Below are 20,679 nucleotides of genomic sequence, written 5' to 3'. Positions count from 1 at the left end.
CATTTAGAGGAGGAAGGCTTTTCGGAAAAAATGCTAAATCCCATAATCATATGATACTTCTCTGTTTTTCTCTGAAAATAATGGTTATCTCATCATCGCATTGGAACTAGTGTTTTTTGTCCAAAAACGATTAAGGTATATTTTCTATTTATAAAAATAGGAATTTTCCTATAAAATTGGTATGATATGATGAAAAGAGATGATTCGAGAAAGGAAGTAGTAACAATGACAAAAAAGCTTTATTATGTTTCCCCTTCCACGGTCAATTGGACAACGACCATTACAAGCATAAAAAAAGAAAATAATGATTATCTTATCACTCTTGCAGAAACTGCCTTTTATCCCGAAGGTGGAGGACAACCGTCGGATTCCGGTACGATCGACGGTATCAAAGTGATTGATGTATTTGAGGAAGATGGCGAAGTATATCATAGACTGCCTGCTCTTCCAGATTACAGCTCGGTCAGCTGTCAAATTGATTGGCACCGCCGGCTCGACCACACACAACAACATAGCGGTCAACATTTACTATCAGCTGTCTGCATTGAATTATTTGACGTTCATACCGTCAGCTTTCATCTTGGAAAAGAAACAGTAACAATCGATCTAAATATTTCTCACTTATCTGAGCAACAGTTGAAATCCATTGAGGAACGTGCTAATGAACTTATCTACTGCAACGTTCCGGTAAAAACATATTTTATATCAAAAGAAAAGGCTATTTCCTTACCGTTTCGTAAATTCCCGGACATTGAAGAACCCATTCGTGTTGTTGAAATGGAAGGAGTTGATACTTCCGCTTGCTGTGGCACACATGTCAGCCGAACGGGAGAAATCGGAATCATTAAACTTTTGAAAACAGAAAAACATCGCGGACTAACACGCCTTCATTTTAAATGCGGCATTCGTGCTTTTGCTGACTATTCCAGTGCGCATAACATCGTTACAAAGATTGCACAACATCTTGGAACAAACAGAGAAACACTTTTTGATAAAATCATAAAACTTGAAGAAGAAAACAAATTATTGCTCAAGGAACTCGAACATTTAAAAGGCGAACTGCACGATTTTGAAGCAGACAAGCTCATACGAAATCATCATTCACTCGTCGTACAAGTTTATGAAAATAAAACGTTGAAAGATTTGCAGGCGATTGCGCAGCGAATCACTGCTAAACAAGATAAAGTTGTCATCTTGGCAACGACGCTTGAGAATCGTTTAGTCGCAGCAAAAAGCGCAGCATTCACCTTCCACATGGGACAGCTCTTTAAGGAGCAACAAGCGCATTTTCACGGAAAAGGCGGAGGCAACGAACGACAGGCGCAAATGACATTTACTAACTCAACAGACTTAACCGCATTTATGGTCTCACTTCAAACTGAAATCGAAAGGCTGATTAACAAGTGATTGATGCTCATATTCATTTAGATCAATATCCAAATGTCGAGACCGAAATAAAAAAATGGGAAGAAGCGGGAATAAAAGGAGTTGTCGCTGTTTCAACCGATTTGCGTTCTAGTTATCGAACACTTGAATTAAAGCTTAAGTTTCCTCATTTTGTCTATGCAGCAATTGGTTTTCATCCAGAACAAGCATTGCCAAATGAGACCGATTGGAATGAATGGTTAAGTTTAGTAAAAGCAGAGCGACATCGGCTATCAGCTATTGGTGAGGTGGGGTTACCGTATTATACTCTTCAACAATCTTCTCTTTCTTTGGCAAACTATGTTGAATTCCTTGAAAAAGTGACAGAAGTAGCAAGAGCTTATGATTTACCTTTAGTGCTTCATGCCGTTCATGAACATGCTGAATTAGCCCTGGCCATTTTACGAAAATACAACATCCGCTCTGCCCATTTTCATTGGTTAAAAGCCCCGTTATCAGTTATCGAGGAAATCATTCAGTTTGGTTATTATATTTCTGTTACACCAGAAGTATGTTATCGCCAGCGTGATCAAGTATTATTATCGTACATTCCTCTCCACCAATTATTATTGGAAACAGACGGCCCTTGGCCATTTATAGGTCCATTTACCAATATAAAAACATCACCGCTATTACTATTCGAATCTGTGAAATATGTGGCCAATGCTTATCAAAAAAACATAGACATTGTTCAAAAAGAAGTGTTGGCCAACACACTTAAAGTCTACCAGTAACAAACGTTTTGTTGTATACTACTTAAGGAAATTTTATGTAATTGATATATTGCTATAATGAGGAGTAGTGCTATATGACCCAGCTATCGTATGAGCAACTAAAGGAAAAATATGTTGCATTAGAGAAAGAATTGCAACTTTATAAAGGCTTATTAAAACAATTACATTTTCCATTTAAATACGTTGATTATAAACTAGGTCTTTCGATAGAAAAACGACGAGAACATCCTGACCCCATCATTCATTCATTTCATCCTGATGGAACAAAGACATCGGAGTTCAATTTTCAAATCGATCCGCAAATCGATTGGCCATTTGAACAAGTCGAAAGCTTTTTGGCGCCAATTCTCGACTTAGTCCCGCACCATATTGTGTTTGTCGATGGTAACGGAATTATTACGTTATGCAACTTGCAGGCAGCAAACGATATGGGAGTAGACCGTGATTCTGTTATTGGAAAACATATGCGCGATTTATTACAATTGCCGGATGAATTAATTATGACATTAAAAACAATTGAAACGAATGAACCGATTTATAATCAAGAAGTATTAGACCGTTATTACGGTATTATTAATACACGGATTATTCATAACCCTGATGGAACGATTAAACGGGTTATTAGTATGTTTCAATCACTAAATATGATTAAAGAAACGGAAAAACTTTCGTTAGCAGGGCGAATTGCTGCGGGTATTGCTCATGAAATCCGCAATCCTCTTACAACGGTAAGAGGCTATTTGCAATTCTTTAGAGACAAATTACCAAATGACATTGTGAACTTGATCGATAAACTGCTCATTCCTGAATTAGATCGCGCTAATGAAATCATTACTGACTTTTTGAACATTGCTAAGCCAGGGGAACTGAAGATGGAGAAAATTCACATTAACAAATTTATTCGCGACGACCTTGGCATTTTATTACGAAGTGAAGCTTTGCTTCATAATGTAACCGTCCATTATGATTTAGATGAACAACTAGCCAATTACGATGTGGAAATCGACAAAAATCAATTGTTGCAAGTATTCTTAAATTTATTCCGCAATTCAATCGAAGCAAAAGTTACAAAAACAATGAACGTTTCCATTTCAAGTAGATTACATAATAATACGGTAAAAATTAAGTTTTGCGATGATGGTCCGGGAATTCCATCAACAATTGTCGATCATATATTTGACCCGTTTTTCTCAACAAAGGAAACGGGGACTGGTTTAGGGCTTCCGCTATCCCGTAAAATTATCGAATTGCATAAAGGAAGCATGAAAGTCGAGAGCAACAATCATGGGACATGCTTCATTATCGAGTTACCCGTAATAAAAAAACAGCCCTCCAAATAAAAACATTGGAGGGTTGCTTACTTATGATTTACATAATTTTAATTCGTATTTTTGACAATTTTTATCCAAAACTATAATAATAGTTATATATATTTTCATAAAGGGATGAACCGCCTATGCAATATACACCTACACTTAAAGGAAAAACGATGCAATTTATTCGAATTTTACTTCCTGTTCTCATTACTCAAGTTGGACTTTTTGCAATGAACTTTTTTGATATTATGATGTCAGGACATGCTAGCTCCTCTGATTTAGCAGGAGTTGCAATTGGTTCAAGCATATGGGTACCGATTTATACCGGATTAAGCGGAATTTTACTTGCGTTGACTCCAATTGTTGCCCAACATCTTGGCGCAGGCCGAAAAAAAGAAATTGCTTTTTCTGTTATACAGGCTGTCTATCTTGGGATCACCATATCATTGATTGTCATCATTAGCGGCAGTTTTTTTCTCGATCCTCTTTTGCAACAGATGAAACTCGAGCCATTCGTACGACAAGTTGCTCATGATTATTTAGCCGCTCTTTCAATGGGAATCGTTCCGTTATTTGTTTACAACGTATTTCGCTGTTTTATCGATGCGCTGGGACAAACACGCGTAACGATGACGATTACTCTTGCTTCTTTACCAATTAATATCTTTTTGAATTATTTGTTTATTTTTGGTAAATTCGGATTCCCGAAATTAGGTGGAGTTGGTACAGGATATGCCACTGCGATTACCTATTGGTGCAGCTGCATAATGGCGATTTTCATTATCCTTCGCAACAAACCATTTGTTGGTTATGAAATATTTAAACGATTTTATACTATTTCTTTTAAAGAATGGAAAACTTTGCTGCAAATTGGGATTCCGATCGGCTTTTCCATCTTTTTTGAAACGAGCATTTTTGCCGCTGTCACATTGCTGATGAGCGAATTTGATACTGTGACAATTGCCGCTCACCAAAGTGCGATGAACTTTGCTTCACTGCTCTATATGATTCCGTTAAGCATCTCAATGACATTAACCATTGCCATTGGCTTTGAAGTCGGTGCGAAACGTTTTGTTGATGCGAAACAATATAGCTTTCTAGGAATTGGCATCGCCGTCTTCATGGCGGTTTTGACATCTCTGTTTCTATTCTTCTTCCGCGGAGAAGTCGCTTCGATGTACACACAAGAGAGAGAAGTGTTTGAATTAGCAAAACAGTTTTTACTATATGCGATTTTCTTTCAATTGTCGGATGCAGTAGCTGCCCCGATTCAAGGTGCTTTGCGAGGTTATAAAGATGTCAATTCAACATTTTTTATGTCTTTCGTTTCTTACTGGATTATCGGTCTTCCTCTTGGTTATTTACTGGCAAATTTTACTTCCGCTCATGCATTTGGCTACTGGATCGGGCTGATTACCGGACTAGCAGCCGGGGCATTGTTTCTTTTTACCCGTTTGCTCTTTATTCAGCGGCGTTTCGCAAGACAATCCGCCAACATAAAGTCCGCATAATAAAAGGGGCTGACCCAAAGTGTCTGACCTTACGCGAAATCCATCATATAGAGTGTTCACATCTAACATTCGTTATGTACTATAGATGGTTTCGGGGCCTGACACTTTGGTTTAGATTCAGCCTCTTCATCATCTTCTGCTTAGATGAATTTTAGGATTATGCTAAAAATTCATTTTTGATTGTCCACCATCTACGTTCATTGTGGCTCCGACAATCCATGAAGCTTTGTTAGAAGCAAGAAACACAACCACATTTGCAATCTCTTCGGGAGTGCCAAATCGTCCTGCTGGTATTTGTTCTTGAACAAATTTGCGGATTCCTTCTGGATTTTCTTCTAATCGTCTCTGCCAATTGCCAGTTGGATGCAGAACGCTTCCCGGTGCTACGCTATTTACACGAATACCATATGGCGCTACTTCATTTGCTAACGCTTTTGTAAAACTAATTAATGCTGCTTTCGCGTTATTATATGTAACTTTGCCTCCGCTTTCTCTTCCATAAATGGATGTGATATTAATAATGCTGCCTGATTGCTTCTTTTTCATTTCCCGAACAGCTAATTGACTTAAGTGTACAGCGGAAAAATAGTTTAGTTCCATCGCCTCATAAAATAACGACAAATCTGTTTCCATTACACTACTTCCGTTACTTCCACCTGCATTATTTATTAAAATATCCAGTGAACCGAAGTCATGAATAAACTGTCGAAACACTCTCTCACGTTCCGTTTTTTCCGTTAAATCCGCTTGATACAGAACAATATTTCCGAGTTCTTTTTTTGCCTCTTTTAAATGGACTAAATCACGGGCGATGATGGCAACGTTAGCTCCTTCTTCTACAAAGGCCTTTGCGATGGCTTTACCGATTCCTTTGGATCCACCTGTAACTAATACGTTTTTTCCATTCAGCTGCAAATTCACTTTCCCTGCTCCCTTCGATACAATAATCGTTTGTTCATATGTACCACTATTTTATCATTCCTTCCACAAGTCGATAAAAGAAAGAACGGAAAAAGCCGCTTACAAATAAGGCTTTTTCCGTATCTCCCTGCTAATTTTTCAATTTTTCATTATACTAGAACCAGGCGGCGCCAACAATAATGAGTAAGATAAACAATACAACAATTAACACAAAACTGTGGCCGAAGTATCCGCCATAACCGTGTCCACCATAACCGTAGCCGCCCCATCCATATCCGTAACCAAATGGCATAAATTCCACCTCCTTAAACGATTCGAACACTCCTAGCTTATAGTCAATGTTAGTGAATGTAACATCAGCAGAAAGAAAGTTTCCTACTGATGAAACTCAGATTTTTCAACTTAGTAGAATCGACCACCAATGCATGCACAACCAACGATAATTAAAAGGATAAACAATACAACGATTAAAGCAAAACCTCCACCATAACCTGCACCCATCTTAAGCACCTCCTTCACTTCTGTAATATTAGACTATTCAAGTTACCATAGAATGGTTAGGCGATTTTGCAAAAATGGGTGTTTGTTGATAAAAAAAAAGAGCTGACCTATAGTGTCTGACTTCACGCGTATTCCACAATATATAGCTTATCTTACTTCATCTTATCTCCTATATATTGTGCTGCGGAGTTTGACACTTTGCTTTAGGGTCAGCCTCTAAATGCGAAGGGAGTTTCGATTCATCCATTTCTCATGCAATGACTCCATTTGTTTCGTCTTTGAAAAAGAAAAAATAATAAGAGCGGCCCAAATAAAACTAAAAGAATAGAAATGGATTTTTGTAAATGTTTCATGAAATAAGAAGATTCCTAGCAATAAACTGATTGTCGGAGCAATATATTGCAAAAAACCGATCATGGTTAGTGATATTCGTTTTGCTCCCTTAGCAAAATATAATAGCGGTAATGCCGTTGCCGGACCAGCTCCCATCAATAAAAGAGTAGACCAATCTGTTACATCAAAGGAGCCGATACCTTTTGCCTGTACATAAACAATGTAAAGTAGTGAAACTGGAGTGACAACCATTGTTTCAAGCGTTAAACCGATGGACGAATCAAACGTTGCTATTTTTTTCGCTAAACCGTAAAGTCCGAAGCTTACAGCAAGTGAGATGGAAATCCAAGGAAAGCTGCCATACTGAATGGTAATAATGAATACACCAATTATCGCTAAAATAAAAGAGATCAACTGCCAAATATTAAGACGCTCTTTTAAAACGACCATACCTAATACTACACTGACAAGCGGATTAATGTAATAACCTAGACTCGCCTCAACAACATGTTCATGGTTCACAGCCCATATGTAAATAAACCAATTCATACTAATGAGTAACGCAGCTACAATCACACCAATAGCTTTTTGTGGATTTCGAACTATTATTTGTAATTGCTCCCGAAATAATACGAGTTGCCGATTGAACATAAGCAATAATATCATAAATACAAATGACCAGAAAATGCGGTGTGCCAAAATTTCACCTGCCGCTATATGATCTAACAACTTCCAATACAACGGCAAAATTCCCCACATAAAATAGGCAAGTGCCGCATATAAAACTCCAGCTTTTTCATTGTTTATTGAGTCTTTCATGTTCAGTCTCCTCTATTCATGTTAGTCACAATATAACATTATAAAGTTTTTTTATTTTTTTCTCCACGAAAAAACACCTGTTTCCATTTCTGGTAAACAGGTGTTTTCATGTGTCGGCAAATAATGAAATCTTCATTTTTTTAGATCTTCCTTTACAGTTAAATCATTTCTGCATGTTGCACCATCGATTCAATTTGTTCCATCGTAACGGATTGCAAAAATTGATAAAAACTTAAATTTGTTGAAATTCCGTGTTTTTCACAACTTTTTAAGAAAAAGTCCCATGCAATTTGACATTTCTCCATATCCATCATTTTCATCACCCTCATTGTATTATAACAGAACGATTATATTTATATTTATTGTATAACAAATCAAAAAGATGTCAATAACTAATGGATATTTTGTATGTAAAACTTTATAAAAAATAGAATCATAAAACCTTTTCTCTCTTTCTATTCATTTCATCATTCTTTTAAAAAAATGAGTTAACGCATGAACAGTTTATTCCGTTTCTACAGAAAGCGCACTAAGGTCCATTTCAGGAACGCTGACTATAAGCTAAACCATAACAAAAAAAGGCCGTCTAAACAGCCTTCTTTTACGTCCCTGCTACTAATATAATAATTAAAATGAACAAAACAACAATTAAAGCAAATGTATAACCATATCCATAAGGGCCATCCCCATATCCCATCTGCTCTATTCACCTTATTTTGTATTATCGAATGATGCATGCACAGCCAACAATAATCAATAAAATAAACAATACGATAATTAACGTAAAGTTCCCACCGTAAGCGCCGCTCACCCTGCACACCTCCTTTAACTGTTCCAACCTAACATATGCATTTACCCACAAAAAATAATGGGCAAATACCTAGTTTTTATAAAGAAATCGCCCACAAAATTTCCCCATGTGAGCGATTGAACCAGAAAGTTAATCTTTATATATGCAACTGCTGAAGTACTTCTCCAATCTTTGCTTGAATACATACATCAAATAAATAATCAAAGCGGGTGCGGTCTTTATTGATGATGACAGTCGGAATATTTGTTTCGGTTGCGATGATTATCGGGATTTGATTAATTGGAGTTACTTCAAGAGAAGAACCAAGGACAAGAAACAAATCGCTTTGGTACGCAGCATCAAGTGCTTCTTCAAAGTGATGAATCGCATCACCAAAAAGAACAACATCAGGCTTTAAAATCGTGTGACAGTTTTCGCATTTCGGAATGTCATGAGCATTGATATAAGACAAATGATATTTTTCCTTGCATGTATGACAAGTGGCTGTTTGAATCGTTCCATGAATCTCGTATACATTTGTACTTCCTGCTCTTTGATGAAGCCCATCAATATTTTGGGTAATAATATGTACCAATTTCCCCTTTTTCTCTAATTCTGCTATAAATACATGTCCCTGATTCGGCTCATATTGCTGCATTAGTTTGACGCGAAAAATTTCTTTAAACGCCTGCCAAAACTTAATCGGATGTTTTTCAAAATAGGAGCGGGAAACAATATCGACAAAACTTTGATTTTTTGTCCATAATCCGCTGCTCGAACGAAAATCAGGAATGCCAGACTCTGTACTCATTCCGGCTCCGGTGAAAAAACAAATGCGTTTCGCTTCAATTATTAAGTTTTCCAACTTTCGAATAGTTTCTTTCATAAAGCCATCCTCCTCTTTATACGCAATCTATATAAATGTAGATTGACTTTCTGATATATGCAAACGATTTTTGACCACTCTTTTTATCTGATGCCTATATCGATTATCCATGTATATTTTAACAAAAAAATAGCTCTGAATAAGACATTCCTATTCAGAGCTTCATCGCCGAACCGTTTATTCTCCTTTACCTAAAACGCGATTAATCCGCTTTCTTAACATCGTCATGCCACTTCCGCCTGCTTGGAAATGACGAAGTTTCCCTTCGGCATCGAATACATAATAAGCTGGTACATATTTATTTTCAAATGCATCCGTTAGCTTATGTTCATTATCAACAAAAATGGGTTGAATAATATCATGAGCTAGCGCCATTTGCCGGATGACATTAATATCTAAATCGTCCTCCGAACGCGGCATATGGACGGCTACGACATTCAGTTCATCATCGTATTCATCGCGCAGCTCATTCACTTCCGGCATCGCTTCTTTACATAAATAGCAACTTACAGACCAAAAATGAATAAGCGTTGGCTTTCCTAATAAATCCGCTTTTGTCACTTCTCCATTAATCCACTCTGTCGCACCTGTTAATTCCGGCATTTCCTCACGTAATTTCATTATATATCCACCTTCCTATCATTATATTGTTTTTTGTCCTGGCTTCCAGTTGGCTGGGCATAAGCCACCAGTTTGTAATGCTTGTAAAACACGTAACGTCTCGTCAACATCTCGGCCAATATTATTATGGTTGACGACAGAATACATCAATTCTCCTGTTGGACTAATAATGAACAAACCGCGAAGCGCAATCCCCTCTTCTTCTATTAATACACCGTAATCTTTTGAAACTTTCATATTTTTATCGGATGCAAGCGGAAAATTTAGCGCCCCTAAACCATTGTTCTTACGTTCGGTATTGATCCATGCAAGATGGGTATGAACGGAATCTGTCGATACGCCAATGATTTCTGTATCTAATTCTGCAAACTCGCTATAACGATCGCTTAATGCAGTAATTTCTGTTGGGCAAACAAATGTGAAATCATTTGGATAGAAAAATAGTATGGTCCACTTCTTGTTGTTCATGTTTTCTTCCAACGAAACTTTTTTAAATTCCTTATTCGGCATGACTGCTTCCATTTCAAACCGCGGTGCTTGTTTTCCTACTAGTCTTTCTGGCATTTAAGCAACCCCCTATTAGATTATAATAATTATTATTTAATACATTTTTTATTATAAACAAATGAGATTTAAATTCAATACTTTTTTATAATTATTTTAAATAAATATTTTTTATTTTTTACAAACCATTATCAATCCAATCTGACAATAAAAAAGTTGACCCTAGTAATGAGTCAACCTTTCTTAGAAAACTTTATTTTTGATGCTTGCTGCGCTCACCCCACCATCCTTTTTTCTTAAAGTAGAGGGCAATGCCGATCCCTAGGCTCGCCATCAGTAGCAACGCATAGAGATAGCCATATTTCCATTTTAATTCTGGCATTTTTTCAAAGTTCATTCCGTAAAGCCCGGCGATAAATGTCATCGGGATAAAAACAACACTGACTAACGTCAATGTTTTCATAATGACATTCATATGGTCAGATTTTAACGATAACTGTAAATCGAAAATACCTGTCAACGTCTCTCTGAACGTATCTAGAGCCGACGTTACCCGAGCAAACCGTGCGATGGCATCTTGAATATACGGATTACTTTCTTCATTGACATAAGGAAAATTGGAATGACCAATCGTTTTCATCACTTCTTCCTGTGCTTCCGCGATTTGCCGCAGTTCATGCAGTCGTACTTTCCAACGGAATACGAGATGACCAATTTCGTTGGCAAACGGCGTTTTAAAGACTTGTTTTTCCAGCGCTTGAATATGACGGGCGATGTAATCGACCAACTCTAAATACTCCATCGCCGCTGAATTTAAAAATTCATATAAGATATATCCCGGATGAGAAAGGTGATCGGGGTGGTGTTGGAGATGGACAAACAGCTTCTTGGCTAATTCTATTTCCCTCTCTGTAAAGCTGATAACATATCGTTCTGTAGCAATGATTCGCAGTTGTGTTTTTTGAAACTGATCATTAACAATAAAGATGGAAACAAATGCACACTTCTCGTATTGATCTACTTTTGGAAAATCACTTCCGTTTAATAACGCTTTCTTGGCTAACGGATGAATAGAAAGCTTCTCCAATAAATCTTGGAGCATTTCTTTTGTTTGTTCCGTAAAATGCAGCCAACATACTTCGTGATCTTGAGGTAAGTGCGGCGCTTTCAACCTCTGTATTTGTTTTGTATTAGCATTATAACATAGCATCATCTTAATCCCTTTCCATTTTTAGTATTAGTTTCTTCATTTCTGCAATAAAAAAACGTGATTTCCCCAAAGGAAAATCACGTTTTCACCGTTAATTTTTGTACGCGCAGTACGGGCGCAGTTTTACACCAATGATACTGCCCGCAAAAGCGGCTACAAACCAAAGCCAACCGTGTAAGCTAAAAGAAGCAATTCCGTCAAAATAAGCGCCAATGTTACATCCGAAGGAAAGGCGTGCTCCATATCCCATTAACACACCGCCGATTAGGGCACCAACTGTCATACGTGTCGGCCGCTTCCACTGAATCGGTTTTGCGTAACGACCGGCAAATGCAGCAGCTAATAAAGCACCAAACATTAGACTAATATCCATCACCGTTGTTACATCTTCATATAATGGATTTTTTAACGAAGCGGCTCTCGTCGGATCTTGCCAATATTCCCATTGCTCTGGTTCGGTTCCGATCAATTGCAGAAATTTCGCTCCCCAAAGTGCGAACGCAGATGTAATTCCCCACGGTTTTCCTTGAATCATTAATATAAGAGCATTCACAACAGCAAGGATAATACCGCCCCATACAAGAGACCATGGACCTTTATAAATCGCTTTCCAACCATGATGATTGACCGTGCTCGTTGAGACAAGCTTGCCATGGTAGCGTTTCTCAATGATGATTGTCACGTAGTAAACAAGGGCTAACATTACAAACTGAATCAAAAATCCAAAACCTACTCCAAAGCTTTGGATGAGCGAAATCGGTGCAAAATGAGGAGCATTTAACCAAAAATCAAAATGAGTCGTAGCAATGACGGACCCGGCAATAAAACCGATTAATGTTACAAGTCCATTCATATCGCCGCCACCAATATGGTAAAGCGTACCTGAGGCGCATCCATCACCTAGCTGCATCCCAATGCCGAAAATAAACGCTCCAATAAGAACGGACATACCAACAGGAAAAACATAACCAGATATAGGATGTCCGAATACCGAGCCTTTTAAAATCAATGGTAAAAATAATAGATTTGCTGCTAACATCATAATCATTTGCGCGCGAATGCCTTCCCCTTGACGATATAAAATAAATTTTCGCCATGCGGAAGTAAAACCAAAACGAGCTTGATATAATACAAATCCGCCAATGCCACCTAAAATATATAAGAGCGCTTGCTGAAGAGATACTTGAACGTATAAAAATAAAGTTCCCCCCATTAAAACAGCCAACGCAACTGTCGTAATGAGTTGAGTTACGTTTCTCGGATTACCATCTGTTTGTTTTGTTGATATTCTTATTTCACTTTTTGCTAACTCTGCCAACTTGACTCCTCCTTCCCTTAGTATAATATATAATATACGATAAAACATATCGTTTTTCTAGGATTTATGTTGTTTTAAAATGAGGCTGACCTAAAGAAAAATGTCAGCCCCCACAACTATCCTATATAGTACATAACGTTAGATGATAACATGATATATGATAGATTTATTGTGAGGTCAGACACTTTTCAGTCAGCCCCTATCAATGAGTAAATAAATCTGATGATAAATAGCGTTCGCCTGTATCTGGAGCAATACAAAGGACGCGGGCAGTTGGCGGAAGCTGCTTGGCAATTTGAACAGCATGATAGGCTGCCGCTGCTCCCGATGCTCCAACAAAAATCCCTTCCTCTGCTGCAAGACGCCGTGCCATCATTTGTGCCTCTTCATCTTTAATGAGTAAAATTTCATCAAAAATTTCTCGATTTAATATTTTAGGAATAAATCCCGGCCCAGTTCCTGGGATTTTATGCGGACCAGGCTGGCCTCCTGATAGTACAGGAGAACCATATGGCTCAACGACATAAATTTTTAAATCAGGAATATGTTTTTTTAGCTCTTCCCCCGTTCCCGTTACAGTGCCACCTGTTCCTGCCGTTAGCACAAAAGCATCTAGTTTCCCTTCAAACGCCTCAAGAATTTCTACTGCCGTTGTACCACGATGTGCATCGGGATTCGCTTCGTTTTCAAATTGCATCGGAATGAAGCTGTCCGGGATTTCATTCGCCAATTGCTCCGCTTTGTCAATCGCTCCTTGCATTCGTAATGCTGCAGGTGTTAAATACACTTCTGCTCCATATGCCTTTAAAATTTTCACACGCTCTTCCGTTGCGTTATCAGGCATTGTAATAATACAGCGATAGCCTTTTGCAGCGCATACCATCGCTAAGCCAATTCCTGTATTTCCGGATGTTGGCTCAATAATGGTGCTTTTTCCCGGTATAATTTTCCCTTCTGCTTCAGCGCGACGAATCATATTTAGTGCCGGCCGATCTTTGACGCTTCCGCCAGGATTAAATGATTCTAATTTTATATAGACATTCGCCCCATCGGGATGAGGAATATTGTTTAGTTTCACAATCGGTGTATTGCCAATTAAATCAAGAATCGAATCGTAAAGTTTCATTGTCTCTCCCAACCTCTATTTTATCATTTTGAAATGATTATACCGATTTTTTGTCAAATAACCAACTATTTTACTCTGATTACTTAGTTTTGCATTCACAATAGAAAAGAGACTGACAAACAAAGCGTCAGAGCCCGCAACACAATCGATACATGACATTGGATCAATGAACGACATATTGTGAAATGCACGTGAGATCAGACACTTTTCGGTCAGCCCCTTTTTGGAACATGGACCGCTGGCTCCACATGAACATGGGTCGTTTGGATATTATGTTGTTCTTTCATAACAGCTTCAATTCGATCAGCAATTTCATGACTTTTGACGACATTTAACTGGGGATCGACTTGAATCGTCACATCCAGAATGATTTCATTCCCTAACATTCTTGCTTTCACGTCAGCTACTTTCTGCACACCTTGAACAAGAGCAATTTCTTTTTTGTATTCATTTAAAATATGCTCGTCAAACCCGTCTGTTAACATATGTGACGTTTCTGAAAAAATTTCCCATGCTGTTTTGCAAATCATCATACCCACGATGATGGCAGCAAGCGGGTCAAACCAAAATAATTGAAACTGCGCTCCAACGATGCCAATGACCGTACCTATGCTTACAAGAGCATCAGAAAGATTGTCTTTCGCCGCTGCTTCAATCGCTTGGCTCTTTGTTTGCTTCGCTAAACGTCTATTAAATGCATAGACCCCAAGCATGACTAGTGCCGAAAATCCTCCCGTCCATGCTGCTAACCATTCCGGAGCCTCTTTTTTCAAATGAACGATAGAATGAAATCCTTCGATAAGAACATCCATGCCGATGAACATCATAAGAAAAGCTGCGACCAATGAAGAAATATGTTCAGCGCGTGAATGTCCATATGGGTGATTATGGTCGCGTGGCTTTTTGGAAATTTTTAAACCGATTAATATCGCTGTCGAAACAACAATATCACTCAAGTTATTCAGACCATCTGCTCTCAAAGCTTGCGAACCGGCTATATAACTAATGATGAGCTTAATAATGGATAATCCGATATATGCCCCTATGCTTAGCCAAGCTCCCGTTTCTGGTTCAATGTTTTTGTTCACTTCGTTCACCCTAACTTACATTCATATATTTTGCATGTATTAGTTTACCAATTTTACATCATGTGGGTCTACAGAAACAAAATTGGTTTGATGAATGAATATAGATTTAAACAAACTTTTTCATCTATAGATAATTTTTTTCAACGATACCAAAAAAGTTGCCTCTGTACAAAAGTTTAAAAAATTCACATCATGAAGAACAACTTAGTTTTAGCATTAACGATCTAATGAATGGATAAAAACACGCCTTCTTCCATGTTTTGTAATATGAAAGAAGGCGTAAAAATTTTGAGTATTGATTATAATAGCATTAAATTTTTTTCACCACTTGAAAATACTCTTCCAAGGTAAGCCCGTGCTCAAAAATAACCTTTGCCGCTTTTTTACCAACATAACGAATGTGCCAAGGTTCATATTGATATCCGGTAATTTGCTCTTTCCCTTTCGGATAGCGAATAATAAACCCAAACTCATGAGCATGTTCAGCGACCCATTTCCCTTCTCGTGTCTCTCCGAATGCTATCGTGATTTCATTTTTCACGCTTGGACTTGTAATATCCATCGCCAAACCTGTTTGATGTTCGCTCTGTCCCGGCATCGCAACAGCATGAATCGCTTTTTCTTTCCCTGCCTTTTCTACTTCTTGTGTAAATAATGACTGCTGTCTTTCATAAGAGCGAAATCCCGAAGCAGCTACTAAATTCACTCCCGCCTGCTTAGCGGCTGAAAACATCTTTTCAAGCGCCTTCGCTGCCTCAGCCCTCATAAAACGCTTATCAACGTTTTGTTCCGTAAATGTAAATGGAACATTCGGTATGACTAAATCTTTCGGTTTGTAATTTGCCGGCAAATTATTTTCCTTGTTAACAAGAGATAATATGTTCTCAGGATTCATAATGACATTGATCCCGTTTTGTACTTCAATGACGTTCCAATATTGTGATTCTAAAAGTAAATCTGGATCGATTGTTGACTCCGGATCTGTTTTAGACGTTTGTGTTGCTTTCTGTTCTTTTTCTGTTTCTGAATTAACGTGAGCTGAATCGTTTGTTTTCTGTTCATGAGAGTAAAGCAGCATACAGCCGCTCAATAAAACAGAACATACAATGAACAGTAAAAAAAACAATCGTTTCATCGTTCCACCTTTTCCCTTTAATAAAAATATTAATGAAACAATCGGCTATGAAAAAAGAACTGACCTAAAAACGAAGTGTCACACAATATATAGAACATAACCTTGTACAAATAAACTATATATAATGTATCGTGGAATGCATGCAAGATGAGACACTTATTAGGTCAGTTCCTTTTTTCTTTATCATTCTTTAATTGCCGCTTCTAACGCTACTTCAATCATCTCGTTAAATGTCGTTTGCCGTTCTTGTGCCGTTGTTTCTTCTCCTGTTAAAATATGGTCGCTGACTGTTAAAACAGAAAGTGCTTTACGACCGAATTTGGCTGCTAATGTGTAAAGAGCCGCTGTTTCCATCTCAACCGCTAAAATGCCGTAGCGGGCCCATTTTTCCCAATCGGCATTATCATTGTAAAACATATCCGCAGTAAAGACGTTACCAACTTTTAAGTTTAATCCTTTCTCGACTCCGACGTCATATGCTTTCTTTAACAGTTCGAAATTAGCGGTAGGAGCATAATCAATTCCACCAAACGTTAAGCGGTTCATTTGTGAATCAGTGGAAGCGCTCATCGCTAAAATGACATCGCGAACTTTCACATCTTTTTGAATTGCTCCGCACGTTCCAACGCGAATTAACGTTTGAACATTATAGCTTTGCATTAATTCTGTAATATAAATCGAAATGGAAGGTACACCCATTCCCGTTCCTTGTACAGAGATGCGGTGACCTTTATATGTACCGGTAAATCCAAGCATACCGCGAACATTATTGTAGCATGTCGCTCCTTCTAGAAACGTTTCAGCGATATATTTTGCACGAAGTGGATCGCCAGGAAGCAATATTTTATCGGCAATTTCATGCTCCTTCGCTTCAATATGTATACTCATTCACAACTCCTCCTTGTTTTACTAATCGACACTTTACCATCTTACCATATTTACGATTTCTCGCAAAAGAAGAAACTGGTTAGTAAACATTGCTAAAAAAGTCGAGTATCAAGAATAAATGAATGTTTAATGATTTTTCCAATAGAAAAACGATTTTGTTCCTTGACAAAATCGTTTTTGAAAGGTTTATTACAGCTGTTACACTATTTTAATCAAAAAATCAAGAAAGAAAGAATGTCTCCCTTTACGAAGTTTTGGAATCATAATGATTATTTTTAGAGGATAAATATTTCTCTTTAATATAAAGAACTTTTCTATCTTCGCTTGTTGTATATTTCTTCTGTCTTTTTTTCCAATCCTCAAATAAGAAAGAGGCAATCATATAAAACGGGACTGAAAATTCGAGAGAAACTAAAAAAATGTAAGAAAATTCTTTTACAACTTCAATGCCGTTTGCTTTTGAAAATAAACCGCTAAAAATGTAATACGAACCGGCAATGACGATGCTAATGATCCATATGTTTACAATATGCAGAGCAAACATTTTGCGGCGACGATTTACCGCTCGCTCTAACTCTGATTTCACATACAGTGATGCAAGAATAGAAATGATGCCTAAACAAACAGATAGAAAAACCGCCCACATTTCACAATTCTCCATTTCTATTTGTCAACAAATTCCGTAAATGAATCAGCTTTGAACGTACAAACTAAACATTGAACAGCATAAAGGAGGGAATTGATCATGGGTAAAAAGCACCGCAATCGCATTAATGGCCAAAAGAAGAACAACCATATCCCAAAAGAAGCATTACTTGCTGAAGAAACGGCACATGCCAAGGAATATTCCGCTAAAGGGAGAAAAAACGGACCAAATCCTAACGTATAAGAGGCTGAAGAAAAACAGCCTCTTTTTTTATTATGAAGGGTCTACTTCATCAAATGATAACTTATACACTGTCGTAAACTCTCCGCGGGAGATTTCCGCTTTTGTTGCATCTTGATTGAGCTCTTCATCGTCATCAATACCAGGGGCAAACGCAGGGAATTTCAACTTATCCTCTTCTCGTTTTCTTAATGTCATCACGTACCTCCTTTCCCTTTATGCTTTCCCCTAAAACAAATAAGCTATTCTTTCTCTTAATAAAAATATACCATAATTATCAGCTGTTTCAAGTTAATTGTTAAAATTTTCTTAATATTTTTAACTAATGTGGATACGGCTTACTTTTTTCCATCCTCCAGGACAAAGCTTATAACACGACTGTCCCCTACCGCCTTTATCAATTAACAATATGTCTCCCGTACTTAAAAAACGGGCATGATAATCTTTTGGCATTAAATCTTGAACATTAAACATTTTGTACACCATCGCTAATGCTTCTTCATGATCAGAAGCATCGATCGATAAATGATACACTTGTTGATATCCTTTCGTTTGACCGAACTTTGGCGTTTGAAACAATGTGATATTATATTTTTGTTTTGCTTTCAACATTTTATTCATGAATAATCGCACCAACGCCATTCACTCCTTCAAGCAAGTTTTTTATAAACTTATTAGCTTTCATGTTTGTCGATTCCTTTATCAAAATAAAACTTCTTTTGTCGAATGGATGAAATATTTGTTTGTCCAGCTGCCTCTATGGACACTTTTTGACAATGAAAGAAAAACGGTTGAGCAAATGGATTTATGCCCAACCGTTTTCCATTTAACAATATCGTTGAATGAGTGTTGAAAGTTTTTCACGCAAATGCGGAATATCCGCATTTGTGGCCTGAAAGCGAACAATGGATTCATCCAAGTCGAGCGCCTCTGCCCAAAAGCTGCCAAGACCGCGGGCGCGGCGGTCGATTTGCATAAGCACTTCCGTCTCTTGTTCAGATTTTGGCAAAAAAATCACTTCAACTTCATCGAGTTTCCCACGAAACATGCCGCCTTTTGGAACGTATTCAAACTCCTGCACAAATGGAAGACGGCGTCGAAGAGGAAGAGGTGCTTCTTCGCATTCTGCTTCACGAAGACGAAAACCGATTCCTTCCATCGCTGCTAAAACAGCATTCATGACCGGAGTTGGCTCAATGCGAATATAATCCTCATCAGCAGGATCAATGGCATTTTTTATATCCAATCCTGTATGAAGCCATACTCTCGTTTTTCCAACTGAAATCGGCGTGTCAAGCGGAAGTTTAAATGAAAACGGAATTTCTTTTTTTTCGTTCACACCAATTGTAAATGGCTCGACAATTTTCCATTTTTCAATTAATGCTTGGCGCGTTGTCTTTTGGTCATTGACTTCAACCGTATAGGTAGAATAAAGAGACAAATAAATTTCATCAATGGTTTGTTCTACGCTTCCGCCAATAATCTGCACAACTCCCTTCACTTCACCTCCTAAAGCAATACGCTCAGAAACTAAATTTGTATCGACTTTCGCTGCTCCAATTCCGATGCTGGCCAGCATTTTGTTAAACAATGACATCATTGACTCCTCCATTCCCCCATCTTTGCAATAAACGATGGATATCGGCGCTTAATTCATGAATATCTTCGTATGGTGTGTCAATTTGTAACATCTTCCGCAAAATATAGCGCGCCTCCATCGATAAAGAAAGCTCTTCTTCCCAACTCCGCTCTTCTTTCACCGTTGGTTCATATGTCGAATATAATAAAAACAACATAAAATGGCCCAACGCATAAAAGTCACTTTTTACACTGATTTCTCTTCGCAATTTTTTTTCAATCACATCGTCGTTATTCATTCGCTCGCTTTCTGTTAAAAATCGCGCTAAGCCAAAATCAATCACATACGCATTTCCTTCATTGAGAATGATATTGGGAATACGTAAATCACGATGAACAATTCCGTTTTGATGCATATACTGTACAATGGCTAAAATATCAATTAACAACTCAAAAGATTCTCGTTCCGTAAACGTTTTCCCTTCCTTAAAAATCAAGTCTTCGACTGTTTTTCCGGAAATGAGTTCCATAACAAGGTGCGGAATATCTTTAATCATAAACGAATCATAAAGTTTTGGAATGCGCGGATGCTTAAGCATTTTCAATATTTGGGCTTCGCGTTGAAAGGAAAGTGTCCCTTTGTTTCTTTTGGTTTTTCGCATCTGTTTTAACACGACATACTGATTCGTTACAATGTCCCATGCGATATACGTAATTCCATAACTCCCCATCCCGAGACAATTTTTTATACGATAGCGATGATTGATGATTTTTCCCACTTGATACGGACGCTCCAAAAAATGCTCAATACCCGCGTAAAGCCAATTCCACCTCTTCATCAGCTATCAAGGAAGCTCGAAAAGAAACTTCCGCTATGATATTTCTTTTGATAATGATGATGACCATATTTGGAATGGTGTGTTTTAGAGTGGTACATTTTCAAATGATCACTACTGCTCCAACGATGTTTATGATGACTTGAATTTTTTGTAAAAATCGCTTTTAATAGCTTCCTTAACATAAAATCTCTCCTCTATAACAGACTATTCATATATACGGATTGCAGCGATAAAAGTTTCACATCATCAA

The 20,679-nt window shown here is 37.8% G+C and carries 27 protein-coding genes; 5 read left to right on the top strand and 22 right to left on the bottom strand.

Features of this window, described 5'->3' with window-relative positions:
• The first annotated feature begins 225 nt into the window (after window positions 1-225).
• The 4 genes from HNQ85_RS03520 to HNQ85_RS03505 all read left to right on the top strand — a co-directional run bounded on the left by HNQ85_RS03520 (window position 226) and on the right by HNQ85_RS03505 (window position 4,986).
• Window positions 226-1,407: an alanyl-tRNA editing protein gene (locus HNQ85_RS03520; protein WP_181536228.1), complete on the top strand. Its 1,182-nt coding sequence runs from the start codon at window positions 226-228 to the stop codon at window positions 1,405-1,407.
• The gene (locus HNQ85_RS03515; protein ID WP_181536226.1) at window positions 1,404-2,159 is read left to right on the top strand and encodes a TatD family hydrolase; all 756 of its coding nucleotides are present in this window, start codon (window positions 1,404-1,406) and stop codon (window positions 2,157-2,159) included. Before HNQ85_RS03520 ends, HNQ85_RS03515 begins: the two co-directional genes overlap by 4 nt.
• A 74-nt stretch (window positions 2,160-2,233) precedes the next feature.
• Window positions 2,234-3,499 (top strand): two-component system sensor histidine kinase NtrB, encoded by a 1,266-nt coding sequence (locus tag HNQ85_RS03510; RefSeq protein WP_181536224.1) that lies wholly within the window; start codon window positions 2,234-2,236, stop codon window positions 3,497-3,499.
• Window positions 3,500-3,615: 116 nt separating this feature from the next.
• The gene (locus HNQ85_RS03505) at window positions 3,616-4,986 is read left to right on the top strand and encodes an MATE family efflux transporter (protein WP_181536222.1); all 1,371 of its coding nucleotides are present in this window, start codon (window positions 3,616-3,618) and stop codon (window positions 4,984-4,986) included.
• Between the two features lie 162 nt (window positions 4,987-5,148).
• On the opposite strand, the gene HNQ85_RS03500 is transcribed toward HNQ85_RS03505, so the two are convergent.
• The 17 genes from HNQ85_RS03500 to HNQ85_RS03420 all read right to left on the bottom strand — a co-directional run bounded on the left by HNQ85_RS03500 (window position 5,149) and on the right by HNQ85_RS03420 (window position 17,772).
• On the bottom strand, window positions 5,149-5,907 hold the full coding sequence (locus tag HNQ85_RS03500; RefSeq protein ID WP_181536220.1) for a glucose 1-dehydrogenase: 759 nt from the start codon (window positions 5,905-5,907) through the stop codon (window positions 5,149-5,151).
• A gap of 154 nt (window positions 5,908-6,061) precedes the next feature.
• Window positions 6,062-6,199, bottom strand: coding sequence for a YjcZ family sporulation protein (locus HNQ85_RS03495; protein WP_181536218.1), 138 nt, complete (start codon window positions 6,197-6,199; stop codon window positions 6,062-6,064).
• Between the two features lie 110 nt (window positions 6,200-6,309).
• Window positions 6,310-6,408 (bottom strand): YjcZ family sporulation protein, encoded by a 99-nt coding sequence (locus tag HNQ85_RS03490; RefSeq protein WP_181536216.1) that lies wholly within the window; start codon window positions 6,406-6,408, stop codon window positions 6,310-6,312.
• Window positions 6,409-6,624: 216 nt separating this feature from the next.
• Entirely contained in the window at window positions 6,625-7,560 is a 936-nt protein-coding gene (gene rarD, locus HNQ85_RS03485) for an EamA family transporter RarD (protein WP_181536214.1), read from the bottom strand.
• Between the two features lie 158 nt (window positions 7,561-7,718).
• Window positions 7,719-7,871: a hypothetical protein gene (locus HNQ85_RS03480; protein WP_181536212.1), complete on the bottom strand. Its 153-nt coding sequence runs from the start codon at window positions 7,869-7,871 to the stop codon at window positions 7,719-7,721.
• A gap of 290 nt (window positions 7,872-8,161) precedes the next feature.
• Entirely contained in the window at window positions 8,162-8,257 is a 96-nt protein-coding gene (locus HNQ85_RS03475) for a YjcZ family sporulation protein (protein WP_181536211.1), read from the bottom strand.
• A gap of 24 nt (window positions 8,258-8,281) precedes the next feature.
• A complete protein-coding gene (locus HNQ85_RS03470) occupies window positions 8,282-8,371 on the bottom strand; it encodes a YjcZ family sporulation protein (protein WP_181536209.1) in 90 nt (29 codons plus the stop codon).
• Window positions 8,372-8,507: 136 nt separating this feature from the next.
• Window positions 8,508-9,236, bottom strand: coding sequence for an NAD-dependent protein deacylase (locus HNQ85_RS03465; RefSeq protein ID WP_220129072.1), 729 nt, complete (start codon window positions 9,234-9,236; stop codon window positions 8,508-8,510).
• 177 nt (window positions 9,237-9,413) lie between these two features.
• Entirely contained in the window at window positions 9,414-9,857 is a 444-nt protein-coding gene (locus HNQ85_RS03460) for a TlpA family protein disulfide reductase (protein WP_181536207.1), read from the bottom strand.
• A 21-nt stretch (window positions 9,858-9,878) separates the two neighbouring features.
• Window positions 9,879-10,421: a peroxiredoxin gene (locus HNQ85_RS03455; protein WP_181536205.1), complete on the bottom strand. Its 543-nt coding sequence runs from the start codon at window positions 10,419-10,421 to the stop codon at window positions 9,879-9,881.
• 193 nt (window positions 10,422-10,614) lie between these two features.
• Window positions 10,615-11,574 carry a magnesium/cobalt transporter CorA gene (gene corA / locus HNQ85_RS03450; RefSeq protein ID WP_246326763.1) on the bottom strand — a complete coding sequence of 320 codons (960 nt, stop codon included), beginning with the start codon at window positions 11,572-11,574 and terminating at the stop codon, window positions 10,615-10,617.
• An 88-nt stretch (window positions 11,575-11,662) separates the two neighbouring features.
• A complete protein-coding gene (locus HNQ85_RS03445) occupies window positions 11,663-12,865 on the bottom strand; it encodes a YeeE/YedE family protein (protein ID WP_409994113.1) in 1,203 nt (400 codons plus the stop codon).
• A gap of 226 nt (window positions 12,866-13,091) precedes the next feature.
• On the bottom strand, window positions 13,092-14,015 hold the full coding sequence (gene cysK, locus HNQ85_RS03440; protein WP_181536200.1) for a cysteine synthase A: 924 nt from the start codon (window positions 14,013-14,015) through the stop codon (window positions 13,092-13,094).
• A gap of 212 nt (window positions 14,016-14,227) precedes the next feature.
• A complete protein-coding gene (locus HNQ85_RS03435; RefSeq protein ID WP_181536198.1) occupies window positions 14,228-15,103 on the bottom strand; it encodes a cation diffusion facilitator family transporter in 876 nt (291 codons plus the stop codon).
• Between the two features lie 310 nt (window positions 15,104-15,413).
• Entirely contained in the window at window positions 15,414-16,238 is an 825-nt protein-coding gene (locus HNQ85_RS03430) for a M15 family metallopeptidase (protein ID WP_181536196.1), read from the bottom strand.
• Between the two features lie 183 nt (window positions 16,239-16,421).
• On the bottom strand, window positions 16,422-17,126 hold the full coding sequence (gene deoD / locus HNQ85_RS03425) for a purine-nucleoside phosphorylase (RefSeq protein ID WP_181536194.1): 705 nt from the start codon (window positions 17,124-17,126) through the stop codon (window positions 16,422-16,424).
• Window positions 17,127-17,370: 244 nt separating this feature from the next.
• Window positions 17,371-17,772 (bottom strand): hypothetical protein, encoded by a 402-nt coding sequence (locus HNQ85_RS03420; protein WP_181536192.1) that lies wholly within the window; start codon window positions 17,770-17,772, stop codon window positions 17,371-17,373.
• Between the two features lie 99 nt (window positions 17,773-17,871).
• On the opposite strand from HNQ85_RS03420, the gene HNQ85_RS03415 reads away from it, so the two are divergent.
• Complete coding sequence (locus HNQ85_RS03415; protein ID WP_181536190.1) at window positions 17,872-18,015, top strand: hypothetical protein; 144 nt, start codon at window positions 17,872-17,874, stop codon at window positions 18,013-18,015.
• Window positions 18,016-18,045: 30 nt separating this feature from the next.
• On the opposite strand, the gene HNQ85_RS03410 is transcribed toward HNQ85_RS03415, so the two are convergent.
• From HNQ85_RS03410 to HNQ85_RS03390, 5 genes are all read right to left on the bottom strand, one after another.
• The gene (locus HNQ85_RS03410; protein ID WP_181536188.1) at window positions 18,046-18,210 is read right to left on the bottom strand and encodes a hypothetical protein; all 165 of its coding nucleotides are present in this window, start codon (window positions 18,208-18,210) and stop codon (window positions 18,046-18,048) included.
• Between the two features lie 120 nt (window positions 18,211-18,330).
• The gene (locus HNQ85_RS03405; RefSeq protein WP_181536186.1) at window positions 18,331-18,648 is read right to left on the bottom strand and encodes a YodL domain-containing protein; all 318 of its coding nucleotides are present in this window, start codon (window positions 18,646-18,648) and stop codon (window positions 18,331-18,333) included.
• 190 nt (window positions 18,649-18,838) lie between these two features.
• The gene (locus tag HNQ85_RS03400; RefSeq protein WP_181536505.1) at window positions 18,839-19,609 is read right to left on the bottom strand and encodes a sporulation protein; all 771 of its coding nucleotides are present in this window, start codon (window positions 19,607-19,609) and stop codon (window positions 18,839-18,841) included.
• Complete coding sequence (locus HNQ85_RS03395) at window positions 19,596-20,429, bottom strand: serine/threonine protein kinase (RefSeq protein WP_181536184.1); 834 nt, start codon at window positions 20,427-20,429, stop codon at window positions 19,596-19,598. The genes HNQ85_RS03400 and HNQ85_RS03395 overlap by 14 nt, the downstream gene beginning before the upstream one ends.
• A complete protein-coding gene (locus HNQ85_RS03390; protein ID WP_181536182.1) occupies window positions 20,429-20,611 on the bottom strand; it encodes a hypothetical protein in 183 nt (60 codons plus the stop codon). The genes HNQ85_RS03395 and HNQ85_RS03390 overlap by 1 nt, the downstream gene beginning before the upstream one ends.
• Window positions 20,612-20,679 lie beyond the last annotated feature (68 nt).

The organism is [Anoxybacillus] calidus, from assembly GCF_013760845.1.
In the GTDB taxonomy this organism is placed as follows: Bacteria; Bacillota; Bacilli; order Bacillales; family Anoxybacillaceae; genus Paranoxybacillus; species Paranoxybacillus calidus.
This window is presented reverse-complemented; position numbering and strand designations above follow the sequence as displayed.

What these genes read in the sequence shown, in the direction of transcription:
- HNQ85_RS03410 (WP_181536188.1), bottom strand. Translation starts at nt 18,210, where the DNA reads ATGACATTAAGAAAACGAGAAGAGGATAAGTTGAAATTCCCTGCGTTT.
- HNQ85_RS03390 (WP_181536182.1), bottom strand. Translation starts at nt 20,611, where the DNA reads ATGTTAAGGAAGCTATTAAAAGCGATTTTTACAAAAAATTCAAGTCAT.
- corA (WP_246326763.1), bottom strand. Translation starts at nt 11,574, where the DNA reads ATGATGCTATGTTATAATGCTAATACAAAACAAATACAGAGGTTGAAA.
- HNQ85_RS03495 (WP_181536218.1), bottom strand. Translation starts at nt 6,199, where the DNA reads ATGCCATTTGGTTACGGATATGGATGGGGCGGCTACGGTTATGGTGGA.
- HNQ85_RS03395 (WP_181536184.1), bottom strand. Translation starts at nt 20,429, where the DNA reads ATGAAGAGGTGGAATTGGCTTTACGCGGGTATTGAGCATTTTTTGGAG.
- HNQ85_RS03455 (WP_181536205.1), bottom strand. Translation starts at nt 10,421, where the DNA reads ATGCCAGAAAGACTAGTAGGAAAACAAGCACCGCGGTTTGAAATGGAA.
- HNQ85_RS03520 (WP_181536228.1), top strand. Translation starts at nt 226, where the DNA reads ATGACAAAAAAGCTTTATTATGTTTCCCCTTCCACGGTCAATTGGACA.
- HNQ85_RS03400 (WP_181536505.1), bottom strand. Translation starts at nt 19,609, where the DNA reads ATGTCATTGTTTAACAAAATGCTGGCCAGCATCGGAATTGGAGCAGCG.
- deoD (WP_181536194.1), bottom strand. Translation starts at nt 17,126, where the DNA reads ATGAGTATACATATTGAAGCGAAGGAGCATGAAATTGCCGATAAAATA.
- HNQ85_RS03430 (WP_181536196.1), bottom strand. Translation starts at nt 16,238, where the DNA reads ATGAAACGATTGTTTTTTTTACTGTTCATTGTATGTTCTGTTTTATTG.
- HNQ85_RS03475 (WP_181536211.1), bottom strand. Translation starts at nt 8,257, where the DNA reads ATGGGATATGGGGATGGCCCTTATGGATATGGTTATACATTTGCTTTA.
- HNQ85_RS03510 (WP_181536224.1), top strand. Translation starts at nt 2,234, where the DNA reads ATGACCCAGCTATCGTATGAGCAACTAAAGGAAAAATATGTTGCATTA.
- cysK (WP_181536200.1), bottom strand. Translation starts at nt 14,015, where the DNA reads ATGAAACTTTACGATTCGATTCTTGATTTAATTGGCAATACACCGATT.
- HNQ85_RS03420 (WP_181536192.1), bottom strand. Translation starts at nt 17,772, where the DNA reads ATGTGGGCGGTTTTTCTATCTGTTTGTTTAGGCATCATTTCTATTCTT.
- HNQ85_RS03465 (WP_220129072.1), bottom strand. Translation starts at nt 9,236, where the DNA reads ATGAAAGAAACTATTCGAAAGTTGGAAAACTTAATAATTGAAGCGAAA.
- HNQ85_RS03505 (WP_181536222.1), top strand. Translation starts at nt 3,616, where the DNA reads ATGCAATATACACCTACACTTAAAGGAAAAACGATGCAATTTATTCGA.
- rarD (WP_181536214.1), bottom strand. Translation starts at nt 7,560, where the DNA reads ATGAAAGACTCAATAAACAATGAAAAAGCTGGAGTTTTATATGCGGCA.
- HNQ85_RS03490 (WP_181536216.1), bottom strand. Translation starts at nt 6,408, where the DNA reads ATGGGTGCAGGTTATGGTGGAGGTTTTGCTTTAATCGTTGTATTGTTT.
- HNQ85_RS03460 (WP_181536207.1), bottom strand. Translation starts at nt 9,857, where the DNA reads ATGAAATTACGTGAGGAAATGCCGGAATTAACAGGTGCGACAGAGTGG.
- HNQ85_RS03480 (WP_181536212.1), bottom strand. Translation starts at nt 7,871, where the DNA reads ATGGATATGGAGAAATGTCAAATTGCATGGGACTTTTTCTTAAAAAGT.
- HNQ85_RS03415 (WP_181536190.1), top strand. Translation starts at nt 17,872, where the DNA reads ATGGGTAAAAAGCACCGCAATCGCATTAATGGCCAAAAGAAGAACAAC.